Consider the following 23337-nt stretch of genomic DNA (forward strand, 5'->3'; position numbering starts at 1 on the left):
CGCCCAGTATACCCATCCTTACCGGCATAAAAATGCCAACGGCCCGAGACGGGCCGTTGGCAGCATAACGATGTTGCACTCGCACTCAGGGCGTGGTCTGCGCCTGCACCGCGGTCAGTGCGATGGTGTACACGATGTCTTCGATCAGCGCACCGCGTGACAGGTCGTTGACCGGCTTACGCAGCCCCTGCAGCATCGGGCCAACCGCCAGCACCTGCGCCGAACGCTGCACGGCCTTGTAGGTGGTGTTACCCGTATTAAGATCGGGGAACACCATCACGTTGGCGCGACCAGCAACGGCGCTGTCGGGTGCTTTCTGACGCCCTACGCCAGGCACAGTGGCTGCGTCGTACTGCAGCGGACCATCCAGCACCAGATCCGGGCGTTTTTCCTGAGCGACAGCAACGGCCTGACGCACTTTGTCTACCGCCGGGCCACTGCCGGAGGTGCCGGTAGAATAGGACACCAGTGCCACTCGCGGTGACAGCCCGAAGGCCTGCGCAGAATCGGCGGACTGCATAGCGATTTCAGCCAGCTGTTCGACGGTGGGATCAGGTGTGATCGCACAGTCACCAAACACCATGACCTGATCAGGCAGCAGCATGAAGAAGATACTTGAGACCGTTGAAGAACCTTCGGCCGTTTTGATGAGTTGCAGTGCCGGGCGCACGGTGCTGGCGGTGGTATGCACGGCACCAGAAACCAGCCCATCGACATCATCTTCGGCCAGCATCATCGTACCCAACACCACGGTATCTTCCAGCATGTGGCGTGCCTTGTCAGGCGTCATGCCTTTGTGGCTGCGCAGCTCGACCAGCGGCGGTACATAGCGTTCGCGAATGTCATCAGGATCGATGATTTCAATGCCTTCCGCCGGCAGCGTCAGCCCTTCCTGCTGAAGCGCCGCGTTGATGGCATCACGCTTGCCGATCAACACGCAGGTCGCGATGCCGCGTTCGGCACAGTGAATGGCTGCATGCAGCGTGCGCGGTTCGTCCCCTTCGGGCAGTACGATGCGCTGACGCGAGGACTGTGCCTTGCGCAGCAGGCGCTGGCGAAACATCGACGGCGTCAGTGGCGTTTCACGCGGGAAGGACAGCGCCGCCTCAAGCGGTGCCAGCGAGACAGCGGCGGCGATATCATCAACTGACGCGGTGCTCAAGCTACTGGCGATCACCGGCAGCCTATCGCCCAGCACGGAGGTCAGTGTGGTTGGCACCACCAGGTCGCTGGAGACCAGCACGCCAATCAGGTACGGGCACTGGCGTGCCAGCAAGGTGCGGCTCAGCGTGAGTCGCGCGGCAATATCAGATGCGCTGTCGTGACTACCGTCTAGCGCCAGCACCAGCCGTGCGCCCACGCTCTGGGCCAACAGGCCATTCAGCGAGATAGGCAGGCGGCCATCACTGTCAATATGAACCCCTTCGATCAACACGATATCGACACTGTCGACGAGCTCGTCGACGCGTGCGACCAGCGTTTCCTGCAACGTCGACAGTTCATCCTGTATCAACAGGGTCTCGACATCGGCTTGTGTCATCAACGGTGCCAGCGTGCCACCCAGCGCCTGCTGCTGTTGTTCGGTGGACTCTCCCGTCAGCACAACCGGCTTGAGATAGCCCAGGCGGTGTCCCGCGGACGTCAGTGCCTTTGCCAGCCCCAGTGTCTGGGCGGTCAGTCCCGCATTGCGCCCAGCGGGCGCGACATACACGATCAAGCTCAAGGTCATCTCCTCGGTTCTTTGCCAACGGGTATCCCATACCTGCCTAGGACGCCCGCACAGATTCATCGGGACACCGCAGCCACCGCCGCTCAGCCAATCAGTTCGGCAGTGCTGCGCGCAATCATCAGTTCCTCATTGGTCGGAATGACAGCGACCAGCGGGCCATTCGTACCTTCCGGGCTGATCACGCGGGTGCAGCCCATGGCCGCGTCGTTGCGCTCCGCATCAACGGCTACGCCCAGCAGCGCCAGTCGTTTGGCGGTCGCGGCGCGCAGCGTTGGGGCATTCTCACCGATGCCGCCAGTAAAGATCAGTGCATCAAGGCGCGGGAAGTTAGTCGCCAGCCCCCCCAGCAGACGTGCCAAACGATGCACGGTCACGCCTAGCGCCAGCTGCGCCTGTTCGTGCCCTTCCGCCGCGGCGTCACGCACCGTGCGATAGTCGGAGGACAGTCCTGTCATACCGATCAGGCCGCTTTTCTTGTTCAGCAGATCATCAAGCTCGTCGATTCCCATACCGGTCTGGCGTGCGATATGGAAGATTGCACCGGGGTCGATATCACCAGAACGGGTTCCCATGACCAGACCTTCCAGCGGGGTCATACCCATAGTGGTATCGACGCTGCGCCCATTCTGCACCGCCGCGACTGACGCGCCGTTACCCAAATGAGCCACCAGAATGTTGTGATCCTCCGGGTCGAGGTTCAACAGCTCAACCGCCTGCCGCGCAACATAGTCATGACTGGTGCCGTGCGCACCGTAGCGGCGCACACCATATTCGGTGTAGAAGCGCGGCGGAATGGCGTAGCGATAGGCGGACGGTGGCATTGTCTGATGGAAGGCCGTATCGAACACGGCGACCTGAGGCAGCCCCGGGAACGCCTTTCCAGCGGCCCGAATGCCCATCAGGTTGCTGGGGTTGTGCAGCGGTGCCAGCGAGCATAGCGCTTCGATGCCCGCTTCAACCTCGGGCGTGACCAGTACCGGGCGGTCGAACAGTTCGCCACCATTAACAACGCGGTGGCCGACCGCGATCACGCTGTCTCGCCAACCCAGCGCCTCAAGATGATCCAGCAGCAGAGCAATGGCCTCTTCGTGCCCACCGTTGGGCAGGCCGAACGTTGTCCTTTCGTTCCCTTGCTTGATCGTTACGGAAGCATTGTCCATCCCTAGACACTCTACCAGCCCAGACAGCCAGGTTTGCGTACCTTCGGGTGACAACAGAGCGAATTTCAGCGATGAACTACCACAGTTCAATACCAGAATACGCTGAGCGTCATGTGCCATCTCTTTAACTCCTGCAAACTGCAATCGTAATCGTGATGAAATGGAAGGTCAGGCACGTCACAGTGGGACATGTCGCCCGTTTCCATCTGAATACCCGCGGGTATCGTCATTGTGTGAAGGCCGTCAGTGAAGCGCTGTCGCAGCGTTCCAAATTGGAAACGGCACACGAAATAAGGCAGTAGACCCCATTCGCTGTCAAGCGGGAATACTGCTTCCGTCGCAGCACTCCGCCTGTGCGACCGCCATCAACGCTTATGCGATGATGGCGCCCTCATTATTCTTCATTATGATCGGACGGCATTCCGAACCGTCTTTTACGACCGAAACCGACGTTCTCATCAGCTCTAAGTCCATGAAGAAACGTCCACTTCTACCATTACCGCGGTCAGTCCTGCCATTTCATCAAAACGGATTGAGCGGTGCGGATGGCGTGATGGTGTTGCACCCGGGAAGATCGTCGGCCGTCGCCGTTGCGGCGATCTGATCAAAACGCCGCTGACCATTTTCAGACTGCTCTCGCAGCAGTTCGTGCACGACTTGAATGCTTTCGATCTGTGGGAACAGCTGCCGTACCCCTTCGATCATGCGCACGGCCATATCGAAATGGCGCATCGGGCTGTCCTCGCGCCCATAAAGATACGCCAGCATGGTGAAGCCAGCCGTCAGGCGCACGTCATCGCGGAAGTTCACTAGCATGCGGTGCAACGGTTGCAGGAACGCAGGCTGAAGCTCAGGGTGTCGGCACAGCACGTCCACGGAATGGAACATCGCGCGCTCGATCTGTTGATAGTCTTCATCACGCCACGGCACATCGGTGTGATCGAGGAACAGTTGCAGAAACGCCATGAAGTGATACAGCGAACGGTAGGCCAGCGGCGTTTCCGATGTGGTGGCAATATCTTCCAGCGCCACGCTTTTGATCTGCCCCGCGTAGAGAATGCCCAAATGATAGTGCGCGACGAAGGTGTCAATGTGGTCATCGCGCAGCGAGGCCAGCAGCCACGGTTCGGCATCGTCGATTGAAAACGCTCCGGGCGCGACTGACATAAACAGTCCGCGTCGATACTGCGCATCGGAGTAGCCCGCATCGGCCGCAAAGCAGAGCATGTGCCACAGTGCCGTCTCTTGCCCGTCCTGTTTCGACAGCAACAGCAGTGCCTGCGAAAACGGCTCACTCATACAGTTAGTGGCATTGAAAGCCTGAATGCCATCCGGCGGTGCCAACTCCACCGCATAGCGGTACCAAGCGTCAGCCTTGTCGACATCGCGCTCCAGCCCGGCCCAGCCGTTATCGCACATCGCGCCGTACAGCACGGCAGCCAGCGCGCTGTGATGACGCTTAGCTTCGATCAGCGGGCGACACCAGACGGCCTGCTTGCCCTGCCTGACCCATAGCTCAACCAAACGCGCCAATCGCTTCTCGTTGATGGCATCGTCAGGTAGCGCCAACAGCATCGTGGCACAGCGATAGCGCTGCCACTGCGCCCATTCCCGTACGCCGATATAGCGCAGCGACGAGTCCTGACGCTCCCAGCAGTCCATCAGCATCCCCACTAGATTGCCCCGGACTGCGGGTGACAGCGGTCGATGGTGCAGGTCATCGCGAATCCGCGCGACGATGGTCCCCTGCGCGCTCCCCTGACGTATCAAGGCATACACTTCATCTTGCCAGAACAGCGAGTTGATCTCGTTGATATCGTCATCGGTCAGCCCTCGCTGCTGAGCCAGCGCCCCCAGCGTCTTTTGCAACCCTGCGGGCACCTCTGGCAGCCATGTCAGATGCGACACCGCCGACTGATGCAGGCAGCAGAAGCCGTAGGGCGAGGCTTTGAGACCGACAAACAGCCAACGCGAGCTGAGCTGCATGCCCATTGCCTGCACATCATGATCATCGCGCTGGAACAGGGCAGGACGATGGCGCGGCAGTTCGGGCCACCATGCCATGTCGATGCCGAGCCCTTCCAATCTCAAGGACGCGTTCTCAAGCAGCAGATCACGGTCAGGCAGCGTGACAGGCCCGTCGCCCTCGCACCAAGCCGCCACCCAGTCCGGCGCATCAGCGATCAGCTCGATGGACATCAGCAGCTGCGCGACTCGCCAGTCGAGTGCACTCTGCCCCAGTACGCTCAGCGACTGGAGGTGAACCAGATGCATCACGATCGACAGGTCATGCCACGGTTCTGACGGCAGCGCACGCCCCGCCTGAGCATACGCGATGCGCAGCTCCATCAGCCGGGCCTGCCAGTACATGATTTCGAATACCCGTGGCCAAATCGACATCGGGCACTGCAGCGCCCACTCATGCAACAGCGTTAGTGTCGCCTTGCCATGCCAGCATTCCAGCTCGCGCAGAAACCGGACGCTATCGTCGAGAACGGCGTGCTCCAGCTCAGCCGCGGGCAGTGCTAGCAGGGCTTGAAAATAATGCTCTGCGGGCAGCACTTCCCCTTTTCCCAGCGCGTCGCGTACGGCCACAAGGGCAGGACGCTGTGCGGGGTCTGGCAGATCGGCAACCGTACGGGGCACGTTCCGACAGTGGCGCAGGCGATACAGTGTGGAAAAGAGGTCGTATGTCATCATGCTGCTCGTAATAAAGGGCCTATCTGCGCTGGCGCTTGAGGCGCTACAACGCTCAACAGAAGATAAGCATGATATAACGAAGCAGCGTCGGCTGCAGATGCAACCCACGCTGCCCAGAACGGTCAGGCCGAGCGATGCCGCGATACGGTCGAATTCGGTGTGGCGTGCGCCTTCATTCCTATCACGCACTATCCCATCGACGAACGCTACGTCGTCATGGTCGGGATACGGGCACCGTAGGCGCACGATAGCCCGCGGCACGCTCCGCTTCGCGGCATAGAAAAACGGCCATGATACAACGAAGTAACATGGCCGTAATGTGAACTAGGATTTCTGCCACTGGGTCATTTCATGCTGGATGAAGCCCTCGACCAGTGTGCGGTACACCTTTTCGACCAGATCAGGCGGCAGCTGCTCCTCCTCTGCCCACTGACGGCGCACGGCCAGCATGGCATTGACACGCTCTTCGGCCCGTACCGAAGCAGCGCTGGTCTTGAATGCCGCGGCGGCCTGCACATAGCCAATGCGCTGACCCAGCAGCGCGATGATCTGGCGGTCGATAGTGTCGATCTCGGTGCGGATGTCCTGCATATCGCGACACTGGTCGGGAGAACGGTGGGTCATGAGCATGGCGTCCTTTTATTTATGAGACTTATTTATGTATGACGGGGGATGCACAGCGAGGCCGCGGTGCACTTCAAACGCGAAAGGAACAGCTCTACAGCATGTCGCTGGGCCTGACAAGGGCAACAGCCGGCTTCACCCTTGCGTGCTTACGACGTTTCACGCCGTGCCTCACCATCATGACGCTATCGGAACCCGAAAACGCAAAAGGCCTCCGAAGAGGCCCTTTGGCATACCCGCTGCCGCATCAGTGATGCCCGATCTGCGCCAGAAAATAGGCGTGAACCCGTGGATCGCTGCCCAACTCGGGGTGGAAGGTGCACGCCAGCGTATGGCCTTTTTGCACCAGCACCGGATCGTCACCACGACGCGCCAGTACCGTCACGCCTTCGCCTACGGCATCAATGCGCGGCGCACGAATGAAGACCATTTCCAGGGGGCCGCCGTCCAGCGCGGTCTGCGCATTAAGGATCGCCGAATCGTTCTGGCGGCCATAGGCATTGCGCGTCACGGTGATCGGCAGTGCGGCAAAGCTAGGCTGAACCGGTTCGACCGTTTCCGCGAGCAGAATGGTGCCCGCACAGGTGCCGAGGCACGGCAGCGACTGTACGGCGCTGCGCAGTGGTTCGAACAGCCCCTCACGGTCCATCAACCGTAGCATCGCCGTTGACTCTCCACCCGGCAGTATCAGTCCGTCCAACCCGTCCAGATCCGCAGGGCGACGCACGTTGCGTACACGCGCACCGAGCTGTTCCAGCATTCGACAGTGGGCGTCGCTGGCCCCTTGCAAGGCCAGCACACCGATCAGCGGAGCGGTGGTCATCGTCATACCCCGCGGTTCTGAAGCAGTTCGCGCTCTTCCAGAACGGCCACGGCCAGCCCTTTCATCGCGCTATCGGACTCTTCGCTGCACTCCGCCACGATCATAGGATCATCGTAGTGGGTGCACGCACGCACAATGGCACGTGCACGACGTTCGGCAACATCCAACGGCGCATAGTGACGACCATCGTCCATGAAGATGCCAGAACCGACGAACACGGTTTCAGCGCCCAGTTGACGCATCAGCGCGGCGTCGGCAGGCGTGGCAATACCACCGGCAGAGAAGTTCGGCACCGGCAGGCGGCCTTCACGAGCAACCCACGCCACCAGTTCGTACGGCACCTGCAGCTCTTTGGCCGCTACGTACAGCTCGTCCTTGCGCATAGAGGTCAGGCGACGAATGTCACTGCTCATCGCACGCATGTGCTTGACGGCGTGTACTACGTCACCGGTACCCGCTTCCCCTTTAGTGCGGATCATGGCCGCACCCTCGGTAATGCGGCGCAGAGCTTCGCCCAGATCGCGCGCACCGCAGACGAACGGCGTGGTGAATTCATGCTTGTCGATGTGGTTGACCTCATCGGCCATCGTCAGCACTTCACTTTCGTCGATGAAGTCGACGCCCAGTGCTTGCAATACCTGCGCTTCGGCAAAGTGGCCGATACGCGCTTTCGCCATGACGGGCAGCGACGTAACCGCCATGATGGATTTGATCAGCTTGGGATTAGCCATGCGGGCAACGCCGCCCTCGGCGCGGATCTGTGCCGGGACTCGCTCCAGCGCCATGACAGCGATGGCCCCTGCGCGTTCCGCCACTTCAGCCTGCTCAGGAGTACAGACGTCCATGATGACGCCGTTTTTGAGCATTTCGGCCAAGCCGGTCTTGAGACGCAGGGAAGGTGCTGTATCGGTCATGAGATCACTCCATAAAGAGGAATAGGAAGGAAACGGTTGTCTGGGGCGACGTGGCACGCCGCATGCGTTCCATCTTCACTGGTCACTCGGCAGGGGCACAGGTACAGTAGCAGTACAATTTCAACAAACTGTCATGGTGAAGGAAGCAGTACAGTGGCCGCACCTCATGCCTGCTGGGCCGCTCTTGTCATGACGATGATGACGTTCTGCTGACAGGTGCTGCCCGATGGCGTCGCGGCTCAGCAGACACGTATTCCGCGAGGAACCCTATGAGCGCTTCGGATACCCCCGCCGCTGACGACGGTACACCGTCCTGTTCCCGCGTCGAGCACGTCATGCAGCACGTGCGCGAACGCATCCAGCATCGGACGCTGAGCGTCGGTGCCCGCTTGCCCTCCATCCGCTCAATGGCGCAACTGATCCAGGTCTCCAAATCGACGGTTGTCGATGCCTACGATCGCTTGGTTGCCGAAGGGCTGATTCAATCGCGCCCGGGGGCAGGCTTTTATGTGCGTCAACCACTGCCCCCGTTCTCGCTGTCGGCGCGTCCGTCAGCGCCCGCCCGCGAGGTCGACCCACTGTGGGTGATGCGCCAATCGCTGGATGCCGACGAAAACACCCTCAACCCCGGCTGTGGCTGGTTGCCCGCCACGTGGATGCCGGAAAACGACATCCGCAAGGCGCTGCGTGCGCTGTCGCGCCAGCCCGTTGCCCCGCTGACAGCCTACGGAACGCCGCAGGGGTCTCCCGAACTGCGCCAGCTACTGGCACTGCGCATGAGTGAACGGGGCATTCTGACCGACCCGGCCTGTTTGGTGCTGACCGAGTCCGGCACGCAGGCACTCGATCTGATCTGCCGCTTCCTGCTTGATCGAGGCGATACCGTACTGGTCGATGACCCCTGCTTCTTCAACTTCCACGCCATGCTGCGCGCGCACCGCGTGCAGGTCGTCAGCGTCCCGTTCACCCCGACCGGCCCTGATTTGACCACCTTCGCTCAGCAGGTCGAACAGCATCGTCCGCGTCTGTACCTGACCAATGCCGCACTGCACAACCCGACTGGGGCCACGATCAGCCCCGCGACAGCGCACCGCATTCTGCAGATCGCCGATCAGTACGACATGACGATTGTCGAGGATGACGTCTTTGCAGATTTCGAACAGCAGCCCTCGCCGCGCATGGCCGCACTGGACGGACTGCGCCGCGTCATCCATACCGGCAGCTTCTCGAAATCACTGTCCGCATCGGTACGCTGTGGCTATATCGCCGCACGGCCGGACTGGATTGATGGACTGGTCGACATGAAGCTGGCAACGGCATTCGAAGCCGGCCACTTCTCCGCCGAACTGCTGCTGAAACTGCTGTCGAGTGGGGCCTATCGGCGTCATATGGAGGGCGTGCGGGCACGTCTGGCTGATGCCATGCACCTGACGACCACCCGCCTTGAGGCCACAGGGCTAACGCTGTGGACGCAGCCCCGTGCCGGCATGTTCGTGTGGGCCAGACTGCCCGAAGGACTCAGTGCACAGCAGATTGCGCAGTTAGCACTCGAAGAAGGTGTGGTGATGGCGCCGGGCAATGCGTTTAGCCTGTCGCAGCAGGCCGATGGCTATCTGCGCTTCAACGTCGCACAGTCCACTCACCCACGCGTTATGCAAGTACTGGAGAAGGCGATGGCACAGGCAGACCGACACGGTTAATGTCCATGTCCCTCTCCTGAAACGACAACGGGCCGCCCGAAGGCGACCCGTTCAACATCTGCGCGTCCTGTCATCCCCACTGCCACGGCACCCAGCCTAGGCGCGCGAACAACATGCCTACCCACGTCACCCCGGCAATCAGCGATGCCAGCAATACGGCGGCGGAAGCCAGATCCTTAGCGCGTCCAGCCAGTGGGTGTCGCTCGGCACCGATGCGGTCCACAACGGCCTCGATTGCGGAATTAAGCAGCTCCACCAGCATGACCAGCAGTGCCGTGCCGATCAGCATCAGCCACGTGGCCAGCGAGTTCGCTAGCCAGAACGTCGCCGGGAACAGGATCACCGCTAGCACGACTTCCTGTCGGAAGGCCGCTTCGTGACGCCAAGCGGCACGGAACCCCTGCCAGGAATAGCCAAAGGAATGCATCAGACGGGTCAGGCCAGTATGCCCTGGTTTCATGACAACACTTCCAGACAATCGAGGCCGTGACACTAAGGTCACGGCAGAGAGAAAAGACAGAAGAGACGCAGCGACCGAAGGGGCGTTTACGATGCCCTCATTCCTGTGGTCAGCCGCAAGATAATGAATGCTCGCTTACGCTACGGACAGCATATCGGCCATCAGGCATAAACCGCCAGCCCTTTATCCTCCGGCAGTCCGAAGCGCACGTTCATGCATTGGATCGCGGCACCGGCCGCACCTTTACCAAGGTTGTCGAGGCGCGCCATCAGTACGGCTCGCTCATCGTTGCCCAGCACGAACAGATCGACGCGGTTGGTGCCGTTGCAGGCCTGCACGTCGAAGCTACCGTTATCAAGCACGCTATCGTCGTTCAGCGGCATCACACGAACAAACGCTTCATTCGCATAGCGGGCACTCAGCGCATCGTGAAGCTGTTGGCGTGTCACACCTAACGTTTCAAGCGCCAACGGAATCGAGACCGTCAGCCCTTTCAAAAACGGCCCGACAATAGGCTGGAAGATTGGCGCATGCGCCAAGCGACCGTGATAACGCATTTCGGGCAAATGCTTGTGGGCCAACCCCAACGCATACGGACGCGGACTGTCGAGTCGCGGATCGCGCGGAGAGGCTTCATAGTCGGCGATCATCTGCTTGCCACCACCGCTGTAACCGGTCAGCGACGTGGCCGACAGGGGGTAGCTGTCGGGAATCAGCCCCGCATCGCGCAGCGGGCGCGTCAGCAGAATGAAGGCAGAGGCATGGCAGCCCGGCACCGCGATGCGCTGGGTGGTTTTCAGGCGGTCACGCTGGCTGTCAGCCAGTTCAGGCAGACCGTAGACCCAGTCATCGTGAGTACGGAAGGCCGTGCTGGCGTCAATCAGGCAGGTGTCCATCTCGGTCAGCGCGGCCGCTTCGCGTGAGGCGACATCAGGCAGGCACAGGAAGGCAACGTCGGCTTCGTTCAACAGGCGTCGTCGTTCATCGGCATTCTTGCGCTGCGCTTCATCAATCTGCAGCAGAGTGACGTCGTCACGCGCCGAGAGATAATCATGCAGCCGCAGGCCTGTCGTGCCTGCCTGCCCATCAACGAACACCTTGAGTGTCATTCGATCGTTCCTTATGTGCGTATGCGTAAGGTTCAGCTCGTACGCGCGCGGCAGTTCGGCCGTGCGCGACCTCTTCTGATCATGCCATCCAGTCCTGATGATGGAAAGGGGTTCAACAACGTCACCCTGCGTTCTCAGCACCGTAAAGATCGTCAGCCCCTTCTTCTGCACGTGATGCCCCGATAACGTTGAAAAAAATGACCGACTTACCGTGTGCCAGCGCCGTTAACGAAATGTTAACTATAGGGTTTTTATTTGTTAATTGATTACGGTTTAAACTATCTTGTAGACAATACCCATCACGCAAGACAACAAACACCCCCATTTATTTGCATATTACCGCCTCTATGGCGCGATGCATGCATCGGCCACCCAATGCGATAAGTAAAGGCTCACACATGAACGTTGGCACCACGCCTCTTCATCGAACGTTTCCGTTACATCGTTCATACGCGTGAGCCGGCACGGATGCGTATCAATGTACTGTCCACAGCTGCCATCTCGGCTGCGATGGGCCACTGCTCGGTATCACTGGCCCACGGCGCAGTCGCCGACAGTTTGTCCAGTACAACAGGAGATTTGCCATGACGACCACTTCTCTCTACCCCATCATTCTGGCCGGGGGCACGGGCAGCCGCCTGTGGCCACTGTCGCGCGCGCAGCACCCGAAGCAGTTCCTGTGCCTCGATGGGCAGTACACCATGCTACAAGACGCCGTACGCCGCCTCGATGGGCTGCAGCACAAGGCCCCGATCATCGTCTGTAACGAACAATACCGTTTCATCGTCGCCGATCAGCTGCTGCAGTTGCCGTCGCAGGCCTATGACATTTTGCTCGAACCTGCCCGGCGCAATACGGCACCGTCGATCGCGCTGGCCGCCTTCGATGCCCTGCGCCGCGAACCGGAGGGTGACCCTCTGCTGCTGGTGCTGGCAGCCGACCATGTGATCCGTGATACCGCCGCTTTCCAGCGCAGCGTCCAACACGCCATTCCACTGGCAGAAGCGGGACGCCTGGTGACATTCGGAACCGTGCCTGAACGCCCGGAAACCGGCTATGGCTACATTCGCCGCGGCAAGCCGCTGAGCGAGCCGGACGCGTTCGACGTCGATCGCTTCGTCGAAAAACCCGATAGCGCAGATGCCGAAGCCTACGTCAGCAGCGGCGACTACTACTGGAACAGCGGTATGTTCTTGTTCCGCGCTCGCCGCTATCTGGAAGCACTGCAAACGCACCGTCCGGACATCTACGAAGCCTGTGAAACGGCCATGCAGAGCCTGACCCAAGGTGAGGATTTCGAGCGCGTTGACAGCGATGCCTTCAAACAGTGTCCCGCCGAATCCATCGACTATGCCGTGATGGAGCAGACTAGCGATGCGGCCGTGGTGGCAATGGACGCAGGCTGGAGCGATGTTGGTTCATGGGATTCGTTGTGGGACATCAAGCCTCACGATGCCAATGGCAACGCCACGCACGGCGATGTCATCAGCTTCGATACACATGACAGCTACATTCGTTCGGAATCCGCGCTGGTCGCCACGCTGGGCGTGAAAGACCTGATCGTCGTGCAGACCAAAGATGCCGTACTGATCGCTGATCGCCATCACGCTCAGGATGTGCGCAAGGTCGTCGCCGAGCTGGAACGCACCGGCCGTCGCGAGCAGGAGACCCAGCTGGAAGTGTTCCGTCCGTGGGGCAAGTACGCCTCCATCGACGAAGGCAAACGCTATCTGGTCAAACGCATTACCGTGAAACCGGGCGCACAGCTGTCACTGCAGATGCACCATCACCGTGCCGAGCACTGGATAGTGGTCACGGGAACAGCACGCGTGGTGCTTGAAAACGAAAGCCATCTGTTGAGCGAGAACGAATCCATCTATATCCCGCTGGGCCAGACCCACCGTCTGGAAAACCCGGGCAAGATTCCGCTTGAACTGATCGAAGTCAGCTCTGGCGCCTATATCGGCGAAGACGACATCGTGCGCTTCGAAGACCACTACGGACGGACGTCACGCTAATGCGCGCTTTTACGCAATCAACGCGGGATAGGCTACGCAAAGCCGCTTCCGTACCATCGGCACTGTGTAGCATGGCCCTGCTAACAGCAGGGCTTTCCTCGTCATTCGAGGCACAGGCCGCGGCATGGGTGCAGCCGCAGGGCAAGGGCGAGGTGATCGTTCAGTACTTGCAGTGGAGCAGCCATACCACCTACAACCGCCACTCATCGCGCGAAGCCTACGGCGACAACGGCAAGAGCAGCCTCAAGCAGCTTAATCCCTATGTGGAATACGGCCTGACGCCGGACGTCACGCTGATCGGCAACTTCTACCTGAAGCAAGCCAGCTACAGCAACGACGCCGATTACGGTCACCGCAGTACGACCGCGTTCGGCGATCAGGAAATGGGGATCCGTTATAACTTGCCCCCGACCTTTGCCGGACTGGATGCGCCGTGGGTAGGCGCCGCGCAGTGGCTGCTGGTGCTGCCCTTTTATAGCCGCCACAAGGATGGCAGCCAGCCCGATGTCGGTATGGGTGGGATCGGCAACGAGTTCCGTTACAGCATCGGTCGCCCGATCAGCCTGTTTGATCGACCGGGCTATATCGACCTTGGCACCGCACTGCGTCTGCGCACGGGCGGACCTGCCGATGAATGGCGCGTCGACATCGCGTCGGGACTGTACCTGACGCCGAAATGGCTGATGATCGGTGAGATCAACCAGATCACCGGGCTGCGCAACGGTCACGACAATGGTGACAACCCCAGCCTCGACCCCTACAACTACAACCAGACCAAGCTGCGCCTGTCCTTCGTGCGTCAGATAAGCGACTCGACGCGCCTCCAGCTGGGCTACGAATACTACGCCGCTGGCCGCAATACCGGCGCAGGTGGCGCACCGTTCGTCGGTTTCTGGTGGCATTTCTAAGAGCACTGACATGACGATCGAACATACGCCGCCGCCTCAGGCGGCCCCTGCCGACGCACTGACGGGACATCCGCTGGATCTGACGCGCCAGCGTCGTCGGCTGGGCGATTACCTGATTGATGCCAACCTGCTGACACAGGAACAGCTGCAGGACGTACTGGCACGCCAGCAAAAGTGGCACTCGCGTCTCGGCGACGTCATCCTGGCGTCTCGGCTGATGAGCGCCTTGCAGTTCTATACGGAACTGGCCCACCACTACGAGCTGAACTTCGTCAATCTGATGGAGCACCACCCTGACGAGACACTGTTCGAAGCGGAGCACATACAGGACTATCTGCGCCATCTGGTGCTGCCGTGGCGCAGGCAGGGTGATGCGCTCGTACTGGCCGTCGCCGATCCCGACCAAGACGCGCTGGACTGGGTACATGACCACTACGGCGACAACGTGCTGTTCGTTGGCACTGGCAAGTTCGACATTATCTGGACGCTACAGGAGATCGGTGACGAACAGCTCACCGATCATGCGCTAGGTGCCCTGGCCAACCTGAAACCCGAGCAGTCAGCACGAACGGTCATCACCAAGGGCCAGATCGTTGCGCTGTGTTTGATGGTGCTGGTCATCATCATCGGCATGGTGATTGCGCCGTCGAAGACGCTGATGATTCTCGGCATTTTGATGAGCCTGATCTTCCTGATCAGCTTCGGGCTGAAGTTCCTGCTGGCATGGCAAGGCTCGCGCCACCGCATCGACGTTAAGGTCACCGATGAAGACGTAGCGGCGCTGAGCGATAAGGAGCTGCCGATCTATACCATTCTGGTGCCGATGTATAAGGAACCAGAAGTACTGCCGATCTTGGTCAACGCCCTGCGTAACCTTGACTACCCGCAGTCACGGCTCGACATCAAGCTAGTGCTGGAAGCCGACGATACCGACACGATCGACGCGGCCAAGCAGATGGGGTTGGAATCGACCTTCGAGATCATCCGTGTGCCGCCCTCCATGCCGCGCACCAAGCCCAAGGCCTGCAACTATGCGCTGCAGTTCGCCCGCGGCGAACTGCTGACCATCTACGATGCTGAGGACAAACCGGAGCCAGATCAGCTCAAGCGCGTGATCGCAGCCTTCCGCAAGTCACCCAACAACGTGGCCTGCATTCAGGCGCGCCTGAACTATTACAACGCAGATGAGAACTGGCTGACGCGGATGTTCACGCTCGAATACACGCTGTGGTTCGACTTCTACTTGCCTGCGCTTGAGCACCTGCGCATTCCGATTCCTCTCGGTGGCACATCAAACCACTTCTTGATCGACGTGCTGCGCGAAGTGCAGGCATGGGACCCGTACAACGTCACGGAAGATGCCGATCTGGGGGTACGCCTGACCCAGCTGGACTGGCGCGTCGGGGTTGTGAACTCGACGACGTTCGAAGAGGCCAACGTCAGCGTCACCAACTGGATACGTCAACGGTCACGCTGGCTGAAGGGGTACATGCAGACCTACTTGGTGCACATGCGCAACCCCATCAAGTTCTATCGGATGACGGGCGGCCCGGGGTTCTGGGGCTTCCAGTTTTTCGTCGGCGGTACGGTGCTAACACCGCTGCTGGTGCCGTTCACCCTAATCCCCTACGTGGTATGGCTGTGCACGCGCACGACGATGTTCGACGACCTGTTTCCGCCGTTCGTGATGTATACGAACTTGTTCACCCTCTTGATTGGTAACGGCTTCTTCATCTATCTCACGTTGCTGGCATCCTTCAAGCGTCGCTACTACCGCTTGGCCCCGTATGCGCTCACCGTACCCGCCTATTGGCTGTTGCAGACCATCGCGGCATTCAAGGGGCTGTGGCAGTTGATCAGCAAACCGTTCTACTGGGAAAAGACCACTCATGGCATTAGCAAACAGACAGAAATCGAACGCGAAGCCGCGCTGGATAACCAGACGCCTCGTACGCCCTGAGTTCGCCGCTGCCCTACTGCTGACCGGACTGCTGATCTGGCTGACCTATTGGCTGATGGGGCACGGCTATATCAGCGGCCCGGCGCTGACGCAGTACAACTGGCAGCGCGTCGCCACGTCGACACACAACCTCGGCGCCTATCTGGTACTGATCTACCCCCCCGTGCCGACGGCACTGGGGCTACTGCTGTCGTGGATACCGGGCGTTGCGCCAGTCTTCGCACCGTATCTGCTGCAAATCCTGTGCTGCGTCGTGCTGCTCAGCGCTGCTTGGCAGGACATCGCCCGTGGACAGGGGCGCTGGATGGCGCTGCTGATGGTCGGACTAGTGCTGATCCAGCCGATCTTTCTGTGGATCGCCACGTCGGGCTATCTGGCACTGGAACTGCTGATGCTGTACGCCCTGTGCCGCTCCATGCAGCGTTTGGAGGACGAACCGGACGTGCATACGCTGCTGCGCATCGGCGCGGTGCTGTTCGTGATGTTCCTGACCAACGCCCATGCGGGGCTGTTTTTGCTGATCCTGGTACCTGCACTGTTGCTGGTAGCACCGCGTGAGATCATCAAGCGCTCACCGGTCGCGTTCCACCTGATCTGCTATGTACCGGTCGTCTTTCTGGTGCTGTGCTGGTGCTACGTCAACTGGCTGTATACGGGCGACCTGCTGGCGCCGTTCCGAATATCGACCTCGCTGCTGCAGGATATCCGCCAGTCGGTAACCGATCTGACGCCAAGCGCGCTCTCGTCATGGTGGTGGTACGACCCGCTGTACGTCATCGTTGGCGGGCTGATCGCGTTCCCAACGCTCCTGATGATTCCCACCATCCGCTCATCCATTATCCGGCGTGCGCTTGCCGTACTGCTGATCGTCATCGTGGGCACCGCACTGATCGACAACTGGCTACACGGCCAAACCCTGCCGATCGAGTTCATCGCGCTGCTGCTGGCACCACTGCTGGTGTCACTTCGCAGCGTGCGTCCGCGCTGGCTGGCCGTGATTCTGCTGATGGTAGGACTGCCCGGCGGATGGCTGATCATCGAACGCCAATCCACCTCTGTGGTCGTAGAAGAATGGCGCGATACGCTGATGGGGCGTCCGACCGAAATGTTCCGCGATGAGACGCAGCTGTGCCATTGGCTGACCGAGCATCCGAAACCGACGGTTGTCGACGACGTGCATGCCTACCCGATGATCGCCAACTGTCAGGACGCCGCCCAGCCCATCACGCCGGCCGACGACGCATTCCAGGCCTTGATCTCGCCGAAGCTGACAGCTGAACGCATCGTTGTCATCGACCCGTACGTAACGCGCGGCCGCCCAGACCGCTTGACTCGCCGCTATCCATCGCTGTGGTCGACGGGGCATCCGGGCTACCACTTCGTTCACGAACAGGGAAGCTACCGCATATGGGAAAGAGACGCGTCCAGCGAGCCGTCCGCGCCACCGCAGCCGCACTGACGCTGTGCTGGTGCGCCAGCGCAGCGGCCATGTGGACAGGGGCCAACGTCAAAACTTCCCCGGCCGTGCCTTGGGGCAGCGATGCGGCCATGCAGTCACTGCAGCAGCTGGCGAAGGCTGGGGCCGAGCAGGCCCTGCTGGTAGCATTCGCATGGCAACCCGATGTCTCAAGCAATGCCCCCGCATTGGGCAGCGATAGCGATCCCGAGCGGGTACGCGCCGGGCTGCGTCAGATGAGGCAGGCAGGCCTATCACCTATTCTCAAGGTGCATGTCTGGATACCGAACCACTGGGCGGGTGACGCAAAACCCACTGATATCGACCAATGGTTCACCGCTTATCAGGCCGCGCTGATACCGCTATTGGACGTTGCAGAGCAGGAACACGCTTCGGCTGTGGTGCTGGGCACCGAGCTGCGCCAGCTTGAGCACAGCGCCCACTGGCCCGCTCTGGCGACTCTCGCCCGCCAACACTACAGTGGCAAGCTGGCGTATGTGACCGACAGTTTGGCCCAAGCGGAAGCGTTTCCGTGGTGGTCTTCCTTCGACATCATCGGCACCAGCCTCTACCCCTCTCTGCCGGAAGATCGCCAGCAGCGCCAGACCACGATGGATAATGCCGCACAACGACTGGCGGCACTGGGACAGCGCCAGCAGCGTCCGGTGTGGGCCGCCGAGATCGGCCTGCGCTCCTGCACCACCAGTCTGTCCAAACCGTGGGAAAGTCCCGAACAGTGCAGCGGCCACGTCGCCGAACACCTGCAATTTGACGTACTGCGTCAGTGGCAGGACACCCTCGCGGCACACGGCATCGACGGCATGGCGATCTGGTGCTGGTACACCGACCCGAACGTCGGCGGCGAACAGGACTCCGATTTTACTGTTCAGGGCAAGGATGCCGAACGCCTGTTCAAGGCCTCCTCACCCTGATGACCTTCCCGCCACGAAATACCCGATGATAGAACCAGAGGGGCGGAACCAGTGAAGGTTCCGCCCCTCTGAATCACCGCTGTATACCGTACGCACACGCATTCCCCTCTCCTCATCAACAGCACACTGCAAGAGACCGAACACCACCGCCGATGAGAAACGATCGCGTCTTCTCCAACCCTTATCAAAAAGTAACTTTTATCCAAAATACACTTATAACTTACTAAAAGACTAAGTATTATTTATTCCAAATATCCTACATAAATGAAAAACAGCGGGTGTAAATACAGGATAATAGTCAGAGTGGTAGCCTATAAGGCAGTAGTACTATTCCCATAAAAGAGAGCGGCATACTAAGAATAGTACTGGAGCGTACGGGTCATTCAGGCGATGAAAAAATACTTTGCCATTTTAATTATATTTATTGTGACAGACCTTCCCCTCCTAGCCGTGGCCGAAGATACCGATATCAGTACACGGCTTGACCAGCACGAAACCCGCATCAGCACGATCGAACAGGGAATGAACAGCCTCAAGGAAGAACAGAAGGCCGAGAGTGACAAGATAGTATGGATAGATGGTTCTACCAACCGAGCCCATGACCGTATCAATGGCCTCGATAATAAAACTGACACTACCAATAACACCATACTTAAATTGAGCGCCACTCAGGACGCTCAAGGCACCACATTAAGCAGCCATGACAGCCAGATAAGCAATAATGCTCAAGGCCTTGTTGATGCCAATATCAGAATAGATAACCTAAAGACCGAATTGGAGACTAAGGCCAGCAACGATGCTCTAAGCAACATCAATGGCAGCATCAGCAACGTGACCCAGCAGGTGACAGCTCTCACAGGAAGCGTCACCCAGATTGAAGACCGCACAACAGCCATAGAAACACACACAGCAAGTCTCGAAGATCAGACTTCAGCCGTGCAAGCGCAGGCCGCCCAGACCGAAGCACGCACTGGGCAGCTCGAAAGCCGAACAACAGCCATAGAAACACGCACAGCAAGTCTCGAAGATCAGACTTCAGCCGTGCAAGCGCAGGCCGCCCAGACCGAAACACGCACTGGGCAGCTCGAAAGCCGAACAACAGCCGTAGAGACACGCACAGCAAGTCTCGAAGATCAGACTTCAGCCGTGCAAGCACAGGTCGCCCAGACCGAAACACGCACTGGGCAGCTCGAAAGCCGAACAACAGCCGTAGAGACACGCACCACAAGTCTCGAAGATCAGGCCTCAGCCGTGCAAGCGCAGGCCGCCCAAACCGAAGCACGCACTGGGCAACTTGAAGGTCGCGCCACCACGCTAGAAGCACGAACCACAGCAACGGAGAATCAAACCAACAGCCTGGTGCAGACGCAGGCCACCACTCGCCGCCAAGTCGAAACCAACCGACAGGACATTCTGCGCATCGGCAATACCGTCGACAAGGCCATCACCCTCAATGGCGACACCTATCAGAGCAAAGCCACAGAACGCCAGCGCATTGACGGGTTGAACGATAGCATCAACCGCGTTGACCAGGCCTCCATCGAACGCACCCATCGCGCCATCGACCGATCCAGACAATATACCGATCAGAAGGTGGCCGAGCTGCGCAGCGAGATCAGCGATGTCCGCAACGAGGAACGCGCGGGCATCGCCAGCATTACTGCATTAAGCGCCGTTCCGACGCTTGCTGGGAAAACGTTTGATGTAGGAGTCGGCATGGGCAACTTCAAGAACAGTACGGCCGTAGCGATCGGCATGCACTACCAACCTTCCAGCAACAACGTGTTCAGCCTCGGCGTCGCTACCTCGAATAGCACCGCCCCGGTGGTCGGCGCAGGTTTCAGCTACGGCTGGTAGCGAGTAGCATGTTGCGTGCAAAGGGTTTCAAGAACACGCTTTTATCGTGCGGAGCATCTCAAAATTAGCTGCTGCCAAATAGTATGCCCAAGGCCCTGCCTCTCGACAGAAGTACCGCAGCGCACCAACACCTCGCGTACGCTGCGTCATGATTTACTGTCGTTCAGCAATCTTTTTCAGATATTCGTTGTTCTTGAACGCCAGCATGGTCAGCTCAAACAGGATACGCACCACCACGGCCATGACGACCATAGAGATGATGCCCGGAATAATGCCGACGAACACGATGCTCCTGATGCCCGCGATCACAATGATCACCAGCATGACCCAGTACAGGATCGTGATGAGCTTGGGCGTAACCATCGTCTCGAAGGACAGCAGTTGTTTCGGATCAATCATGATTGCAGTGCCTCTATTGGAAAGCGAAGGGTAAACGCTCGACGGCATCGACACGAGCCTGCAAATTCATGCCCATAATGACGTCCTCGGCGATCCCCAAAGAACGGCCTACTCACAGCACCGGTGGTACGGAGCGACTCACCGAGTTCCATTCGGGGGTAGGCTCTATCTCACTATAGAAGCAACCCTGCAAAAGCACACCGCGCCACCCAACCGTGCCGCCGTAATGCGGTAGACAGTGGTTAGCCCTATCTACCCTGCGCCCATTGTTGCCTGCCCGACGGCATGACCACGCCTCGGTATATCGCCTTTGCTGCATTGCCTTCCTTTAACGCACCGTTTCTTCAACATCAGAAACAAAAGGGGGTGGCCTCTTTTTGCCCCCCCTTGTCAGGGCTGTCGCCGCAGCGAATGCACAAACGAGCGAACAAACGAAAAGATGCACGTGAGCTCATGATAATAAAAGGCGCTCTTCAATCAGAGCCACCATGTTTCAATATAGAAAAAATGATGTTTATCGCTTATTTCCCGCCGTTATCTTTTGTGAGTGGATAAGGACGATCCAATACGCCTGCGAGTTCAAAAAGGACAGCAAATAAGGACGCCAGTGAATTTGCTCTGCACTATTATGTATGAATATATAGGTATCGAATTTCTGCTTTGCCTTCCTCGCATCACTATGCGACACTAGCGCGCGATCGTAATAGGGCTTTGGCGTGAAGAATAACGCAGACTAACGATCCTGCGCTCGCTATCGATACCCATTTCAAACAAAGCGCACTAAAACCAATAAGACATTTACGCCTATTGTACGCACACTGTCTGCGTTAAATATGGCACTTGAACGAATTAGCACACTATTCAAGCAGGGGAAGACCAGCATGATCTACTGCGAAAGCTGTGGCCACCAGATTCACGAGACAGCCACAGCCTGCCCGCGCTGTGGCGCGCTACGCAATATCGCTCTACCGAGAGAAAAAGGGTTCAGCATGAGCCTGGTCTGCTTCCTGCTGAGCATCTGCCTGATACCAGCCTGCATTGCCAGTTTCATTACGCTTTTCACTGGCACCACGACGCAGTTCGTAGTGTCACTTTCGCTATATATTCTTCTGTTCCTTCTGAGTGCCGTACCGGCCATATATAACATCTGTACCAAGGAACAAGGCCGAGAACTCAACATTGCAACATTAGTGCTGATTTCACTTCATCTCGGCCCGATAATATTAATAGCAAAACTCTTATAACCGTCGTACCCAACACACGTGTTCTACGCCATCCGGCACTTAAATGCTCAAGCCTAGACAGCGCTTGAAGACATCACCCTAGGGGCTTCAACATGACCGTCAATACAAACATGATCCACTGTTCCCAGTGCGGCACTCAAATGCACGTTTCTGCTGCTGCATGCCCGTCCTGCGGCGCTCCCAGCGCCCGCACAGAAGACACGTCTAGCAACAACCCATTCTTCTGGTACAAAACCGTATTCTCCAAATACGCCGTATTCAGCGGTCGTGCACGCCGCAAGGAATACTGGATGTTCGTTCTGGCCAACACCATCGCCAGCTTCGGTGTCGGCATCGTCGACGCACTGATCAACGGCCACTCCATCCTCAGCAACCTGTACAGCTTGGCCGTGCTGATCCCCAGCATCGCAGCAGCCGTTCGCCGCATGCACGATAGTGATCGCAGCGGCTGGTGGATCCTTCTGCCGATCGTCAACCTCGTGTTCGCTTGCATGGAAGGTACGCGTGGTGCCAACCGCTTCGGCAATGACCCCAAACAGCCGCTGAAATAATCGCCTGTAGCAACCGGTCATAGCATGCAGGGCGGCCTCGGAAACGGGCCGCCCTGCTGTGCATTCCATCCTTGATAATTGCCCACCGACCATCCATTTCCATCCAACCATGACCCACTGCCCACACTGCTCATCACGCCTTCAGCTACTGCTTCGGCACTGCCCCATCTGTCGTCCCACACGTGCAGGCATGGCGACACTCCCGATCACCCTCTTTCGCTGGTACGCACAGGCCTTGGTCAAATATGCCGTGTTCAGCGGCCGTGCGGGGTACAGAGAGTTCTGGTCATTCGTCATCGTCACCTTAGTAACACTATATGCGTTGGACAGCTGGGTATCATCAGCATCGCCGTGGTGCCACGCCTACAGTGCTTATATGTGCTTTCTGCTGATGCCGTCGCTCAGCATTACCGTACGGCGCGCCCATGACATCAATCTGCGCGCATGGTGGCTGCTGCTATGGATCGTAGTCCCCCTATTGTTATTTATCGGGTCGTGCTACCTAGAAAATTTCATGTTTCCGGTGCCCTATGACGAAGATCCCGAAATGATCGATGAACCGTTCTGCGTGCTCCCCCTTCTCGTTATCTTCGTCGTCTGGCCACTGCTGTTCATCATGCTCATCGGGGTTCTCTGCCTGCCCGGCACAAAAGGCACCAACCGATTCGGCCCCGCCCCTCGTGAAGCAGGCGCTTCCCCCAAAGACGACAACGCCAGCACGCCCTGATCCTAGAAACCAAAGTTCCAAGGAAAAGGCGTGCTGGCGATTCGCATGGCGGCCTGTTGTAGCGGC

18 protein-coding genes are annotated in these 23337 nt (G+C 58.9%); 9 read left to right on the top strand and 9 right to left on the bottom strand.

The annotated features are described in order from the left end of the window. Positions 1-85: 85 nt before the first annotated feature. From pta to pdxS, 6 genes are all read right to left on the bottom strand, one after another. Positions 86-1723: a phosphate acetyltransferase gene (gene pta / locus ACMHYW_RS11360; RefSeq protein ID WP_414500005.1), complete on the bottom strand. Its 1638-nt coding sequence runs from the start codon at positions 1721-1723 to the stop codon at positions 86-88. Positions 1724-1812: 89 nt separating this feature from the next. Beyond that, positions 1813-3009: an acetate/propionate family kinase gene (locus ACMHYW_RS11365; RefSeq protein WP_414500006.1), complete on the bottom strand. Its 1197-nt coding sequence runs from the start codon at positions 3007-3009 to the stop codon at positions 1813-1815. Positions 3010-3411: 402 nt separating this feature from the next. Next, complete coding sequence (locus ACMHYW_RS11370; RefSeq protein WP_414500007.1) at positions 3412-5589, bottom strand: hypothetical protein; 2178 nt, start codon at positions 5587-5589, stop codon at positions 3412-3414. Positions 5590-5913: 324 nt separating this feature from the next. Continuing rightward, entirely contained in the window at positions 5914-6213 is a 300-nt protein-coding gene (locus ACMHYW_RS11375; RefSeq protein WP_414500008.1) for an isochorismate lyase, read from the bottom strand. 247 nt (positions 6214-6460) lie between these two features. After that, a complete protein-coding gene (gene pdxT / locus ACMHYW_RS11380; RefSeq protein ID WP_414500009.1) occupies positions 6461-7042 on the bottom strand; it encodes a pyridoxal 5'-phosphate synthase glutaminase subunit PdxT in 582 nt (193 codons plus the stop codon). After that, positions 7039-7950 carry a pyridoxal 5'-phosphate synthase lyase subunit PdxS gene (gene pdxS / locus ACMHYW_RS11385; protein WP_414500010.1) on the bottom strand — a complete coding sequence of 304 codons (912 nt, stop codon included), beginning with the start codon at positions 7948-7950 and terminating at the stop codon, positions 7039-7041. Before pdxS ends, pdxT begins: the two co-directional genes overlap by 4 nt. A 269-nt stretch (positions 7951-8219) precedes the next feature. Here pdxS and ACMHYW_RS11390 point away from each other — a divergent pair, with 269 nt between their 5' ends. Next, on the top strand, positions 8220-9650 hold the full coding sequence (locus ACMHYW_RS11390; protein WP_414500011.1) for a PLP-dependent aminotransferase family protein: 1431 nt from the start codon (positions 8220-8222) through the stop codon (positions 9648-9650). 70 nt (positions 9651-9720) lie between these two features. Here the strand turns inward: ACMHYW_RS11390 and ACMHYW_RS11395 are convergent, their stop codons facing one another. Next, positions 9721-10110 carry a diacylglycerol kinase gene (locus ACMHYW_RS11395; RefSeq protein WP_414500012.1) on the bottom strand — a complete coding sequence of 130 codons (390 nt, stop codon included), beginning with the start codon at positions 10108-10110 and terminating at the stop codon, positions 9721-9723. Positions 10111-10271: 161 nt separating this feature from the next. Further along, positions 10272-11219, bottom strand: a complete 948-nt coding sequence (gene argC, locus ACMHYW_RS11400; RefSeq protein WP_414500013.1) for an N-acetyl-gamma-glutamyl-phosphate reductase — start codon at positions 11217-11219, stop codon at positions 10272-10274. Positions 11220-11803: 584 nt separating this feature from the next. Between argC and ACMHYW_RS11405 the strand changes: the two genes are divergently transcribed. The 6 genes from ACMHYW_RS11405 to ACMHYW_RS11430 all read left to right on the top strand — a co-directional run bounded on the left by ACMHYW_RS11405 (position 11804) and on the right by ACMHYW_RS11430 (position 20350). After that, a complete protein-coding gene (locus ACMHYW_RS11405; protein WP_414500014.1) occupies positions 11804-13237 on the top strand; it encodes a mannose-1-phosphate guanylyltransferase/mannose-6-phosphate isomerase in 1434 nt (477 codons plus the stop codon). A gap of 71 nt (positions 13238-13308) precedes the next feature. Next, positions 13309-14145, top strand: a complete 837-nt coding sequence (locus ACMHYW_RS11410; RefSeq protein WP_414500015.1) for a hypothetical protein — start codon at positions 13309-13311, stop codon at positions 14143-14145. A gap of 10 nt (positions 14146-14155) precedes the next feature. Next, the gene (locus ACMHYW_RS11415; RefSeq protein WP_414500016.1) at positions 14156-16105 is read left to right on the top strand and encodes a glycosyltransferase family 2 protein; all 1950 of its coding nucleotides are present in this window, start codon (positions 14156-14158) and stop codon (positions 16103-16105) included. Then, a complete protein-coding gene (locus ACMHYW_RS11420; protein WP_414500017.1) occupies positions 16035-17564 on the top strand; it encodes a hypothetical protein in 1530 nt (509 codons plus the stop codon). Before ACMHYW_RS11415 ends, ACMHYW_RS11420 begins: the two co-directional genes overlap by 71 nt. Next, positions 17513-18493, top strand: coding sequence for a glycoside hydrolase family 113 (locus tag ACMHYW_RS11425; RefSeq protein ID WP_414500019.1), 981 nt, complete (start codon positions 17513-17515; stop codon positions 18491-18493). Before ACMHYW_RS11420 ends, ACMHYW_RS11425 begins: the two co-directional genes overlap by 52 nt. Positions 18494-18919: 426 nt before the next feature. Then, positions 18920-20350: a YadA-like family protein gene (locus ACMHYW_RS11430; protein ID WP_414500020.1), complete on the top strand. Its 1431-nt coding sequence runs from the start codon at positions 18920-18922 to the stop codon at positions 20348-20350. 153 nt (positions 20351-20503) lie between these two features. On the opposite strand, the gene ACMHYW_RS11435 is transcribed toward ACMHYW_RS11430, so the two are convergent. Continuing rightward, positions 20504-20749 (bottom strand): DUF4282 domain-containing protein, encoded by a 246-nt coding sequence (locus ACMHYW_RS11435; RefSeq protein WP_027706160.1) that lies wholly within the window; start codon positions 20747-20749, stop codon positions 20504-20506. Between the two features lie 1336 nt (positions 20750-22085). Here ACMHYW_RS11435 and ACMHYW_RS11440 point away from each other — a divergent pair. Both ACMHYW_RS11440 and ACMHYW_RS11445 read left to right on the top strand, forming a co-directional pair. Beyond that, positions 22086-22544 (top strand): DUF805 domain-containing protein, encoded by a 459-nt coding sequence (locus ACMHYW_RS11440; protein ID WP_414500021.1) that lies wholly within the window; start codon positions 22086-22088, stop codon positions 22542-22544. 190 nt (positions 22545-22734) lie between these two features. Further along, the gene (locus ACMHYW_RS11445; RefSeq protein ID WP_414500022.1) at positions 22735-23271 is read left to right on the top strand and encodes a DUF805 domain-containing protein; all 537 of its coding nucleotides are present in this window, start codon (positions 22735-22737) and stop codon (positions 23269-23271) included. Positions 23272-23337: the final 66 nt, after the last annotated feature.

Origin of the sequence: Zymobacter sp. IVIA_12111.31 C1, assembly GCF_047495495.1 — a bacterium.
In the GTDB taxonomy this organism is placed as follows: Bacteria; Pseudomonadota; Gammaproteobacteria; order Pseudomonadales; family Halomonadaceae; genus Zymobacter.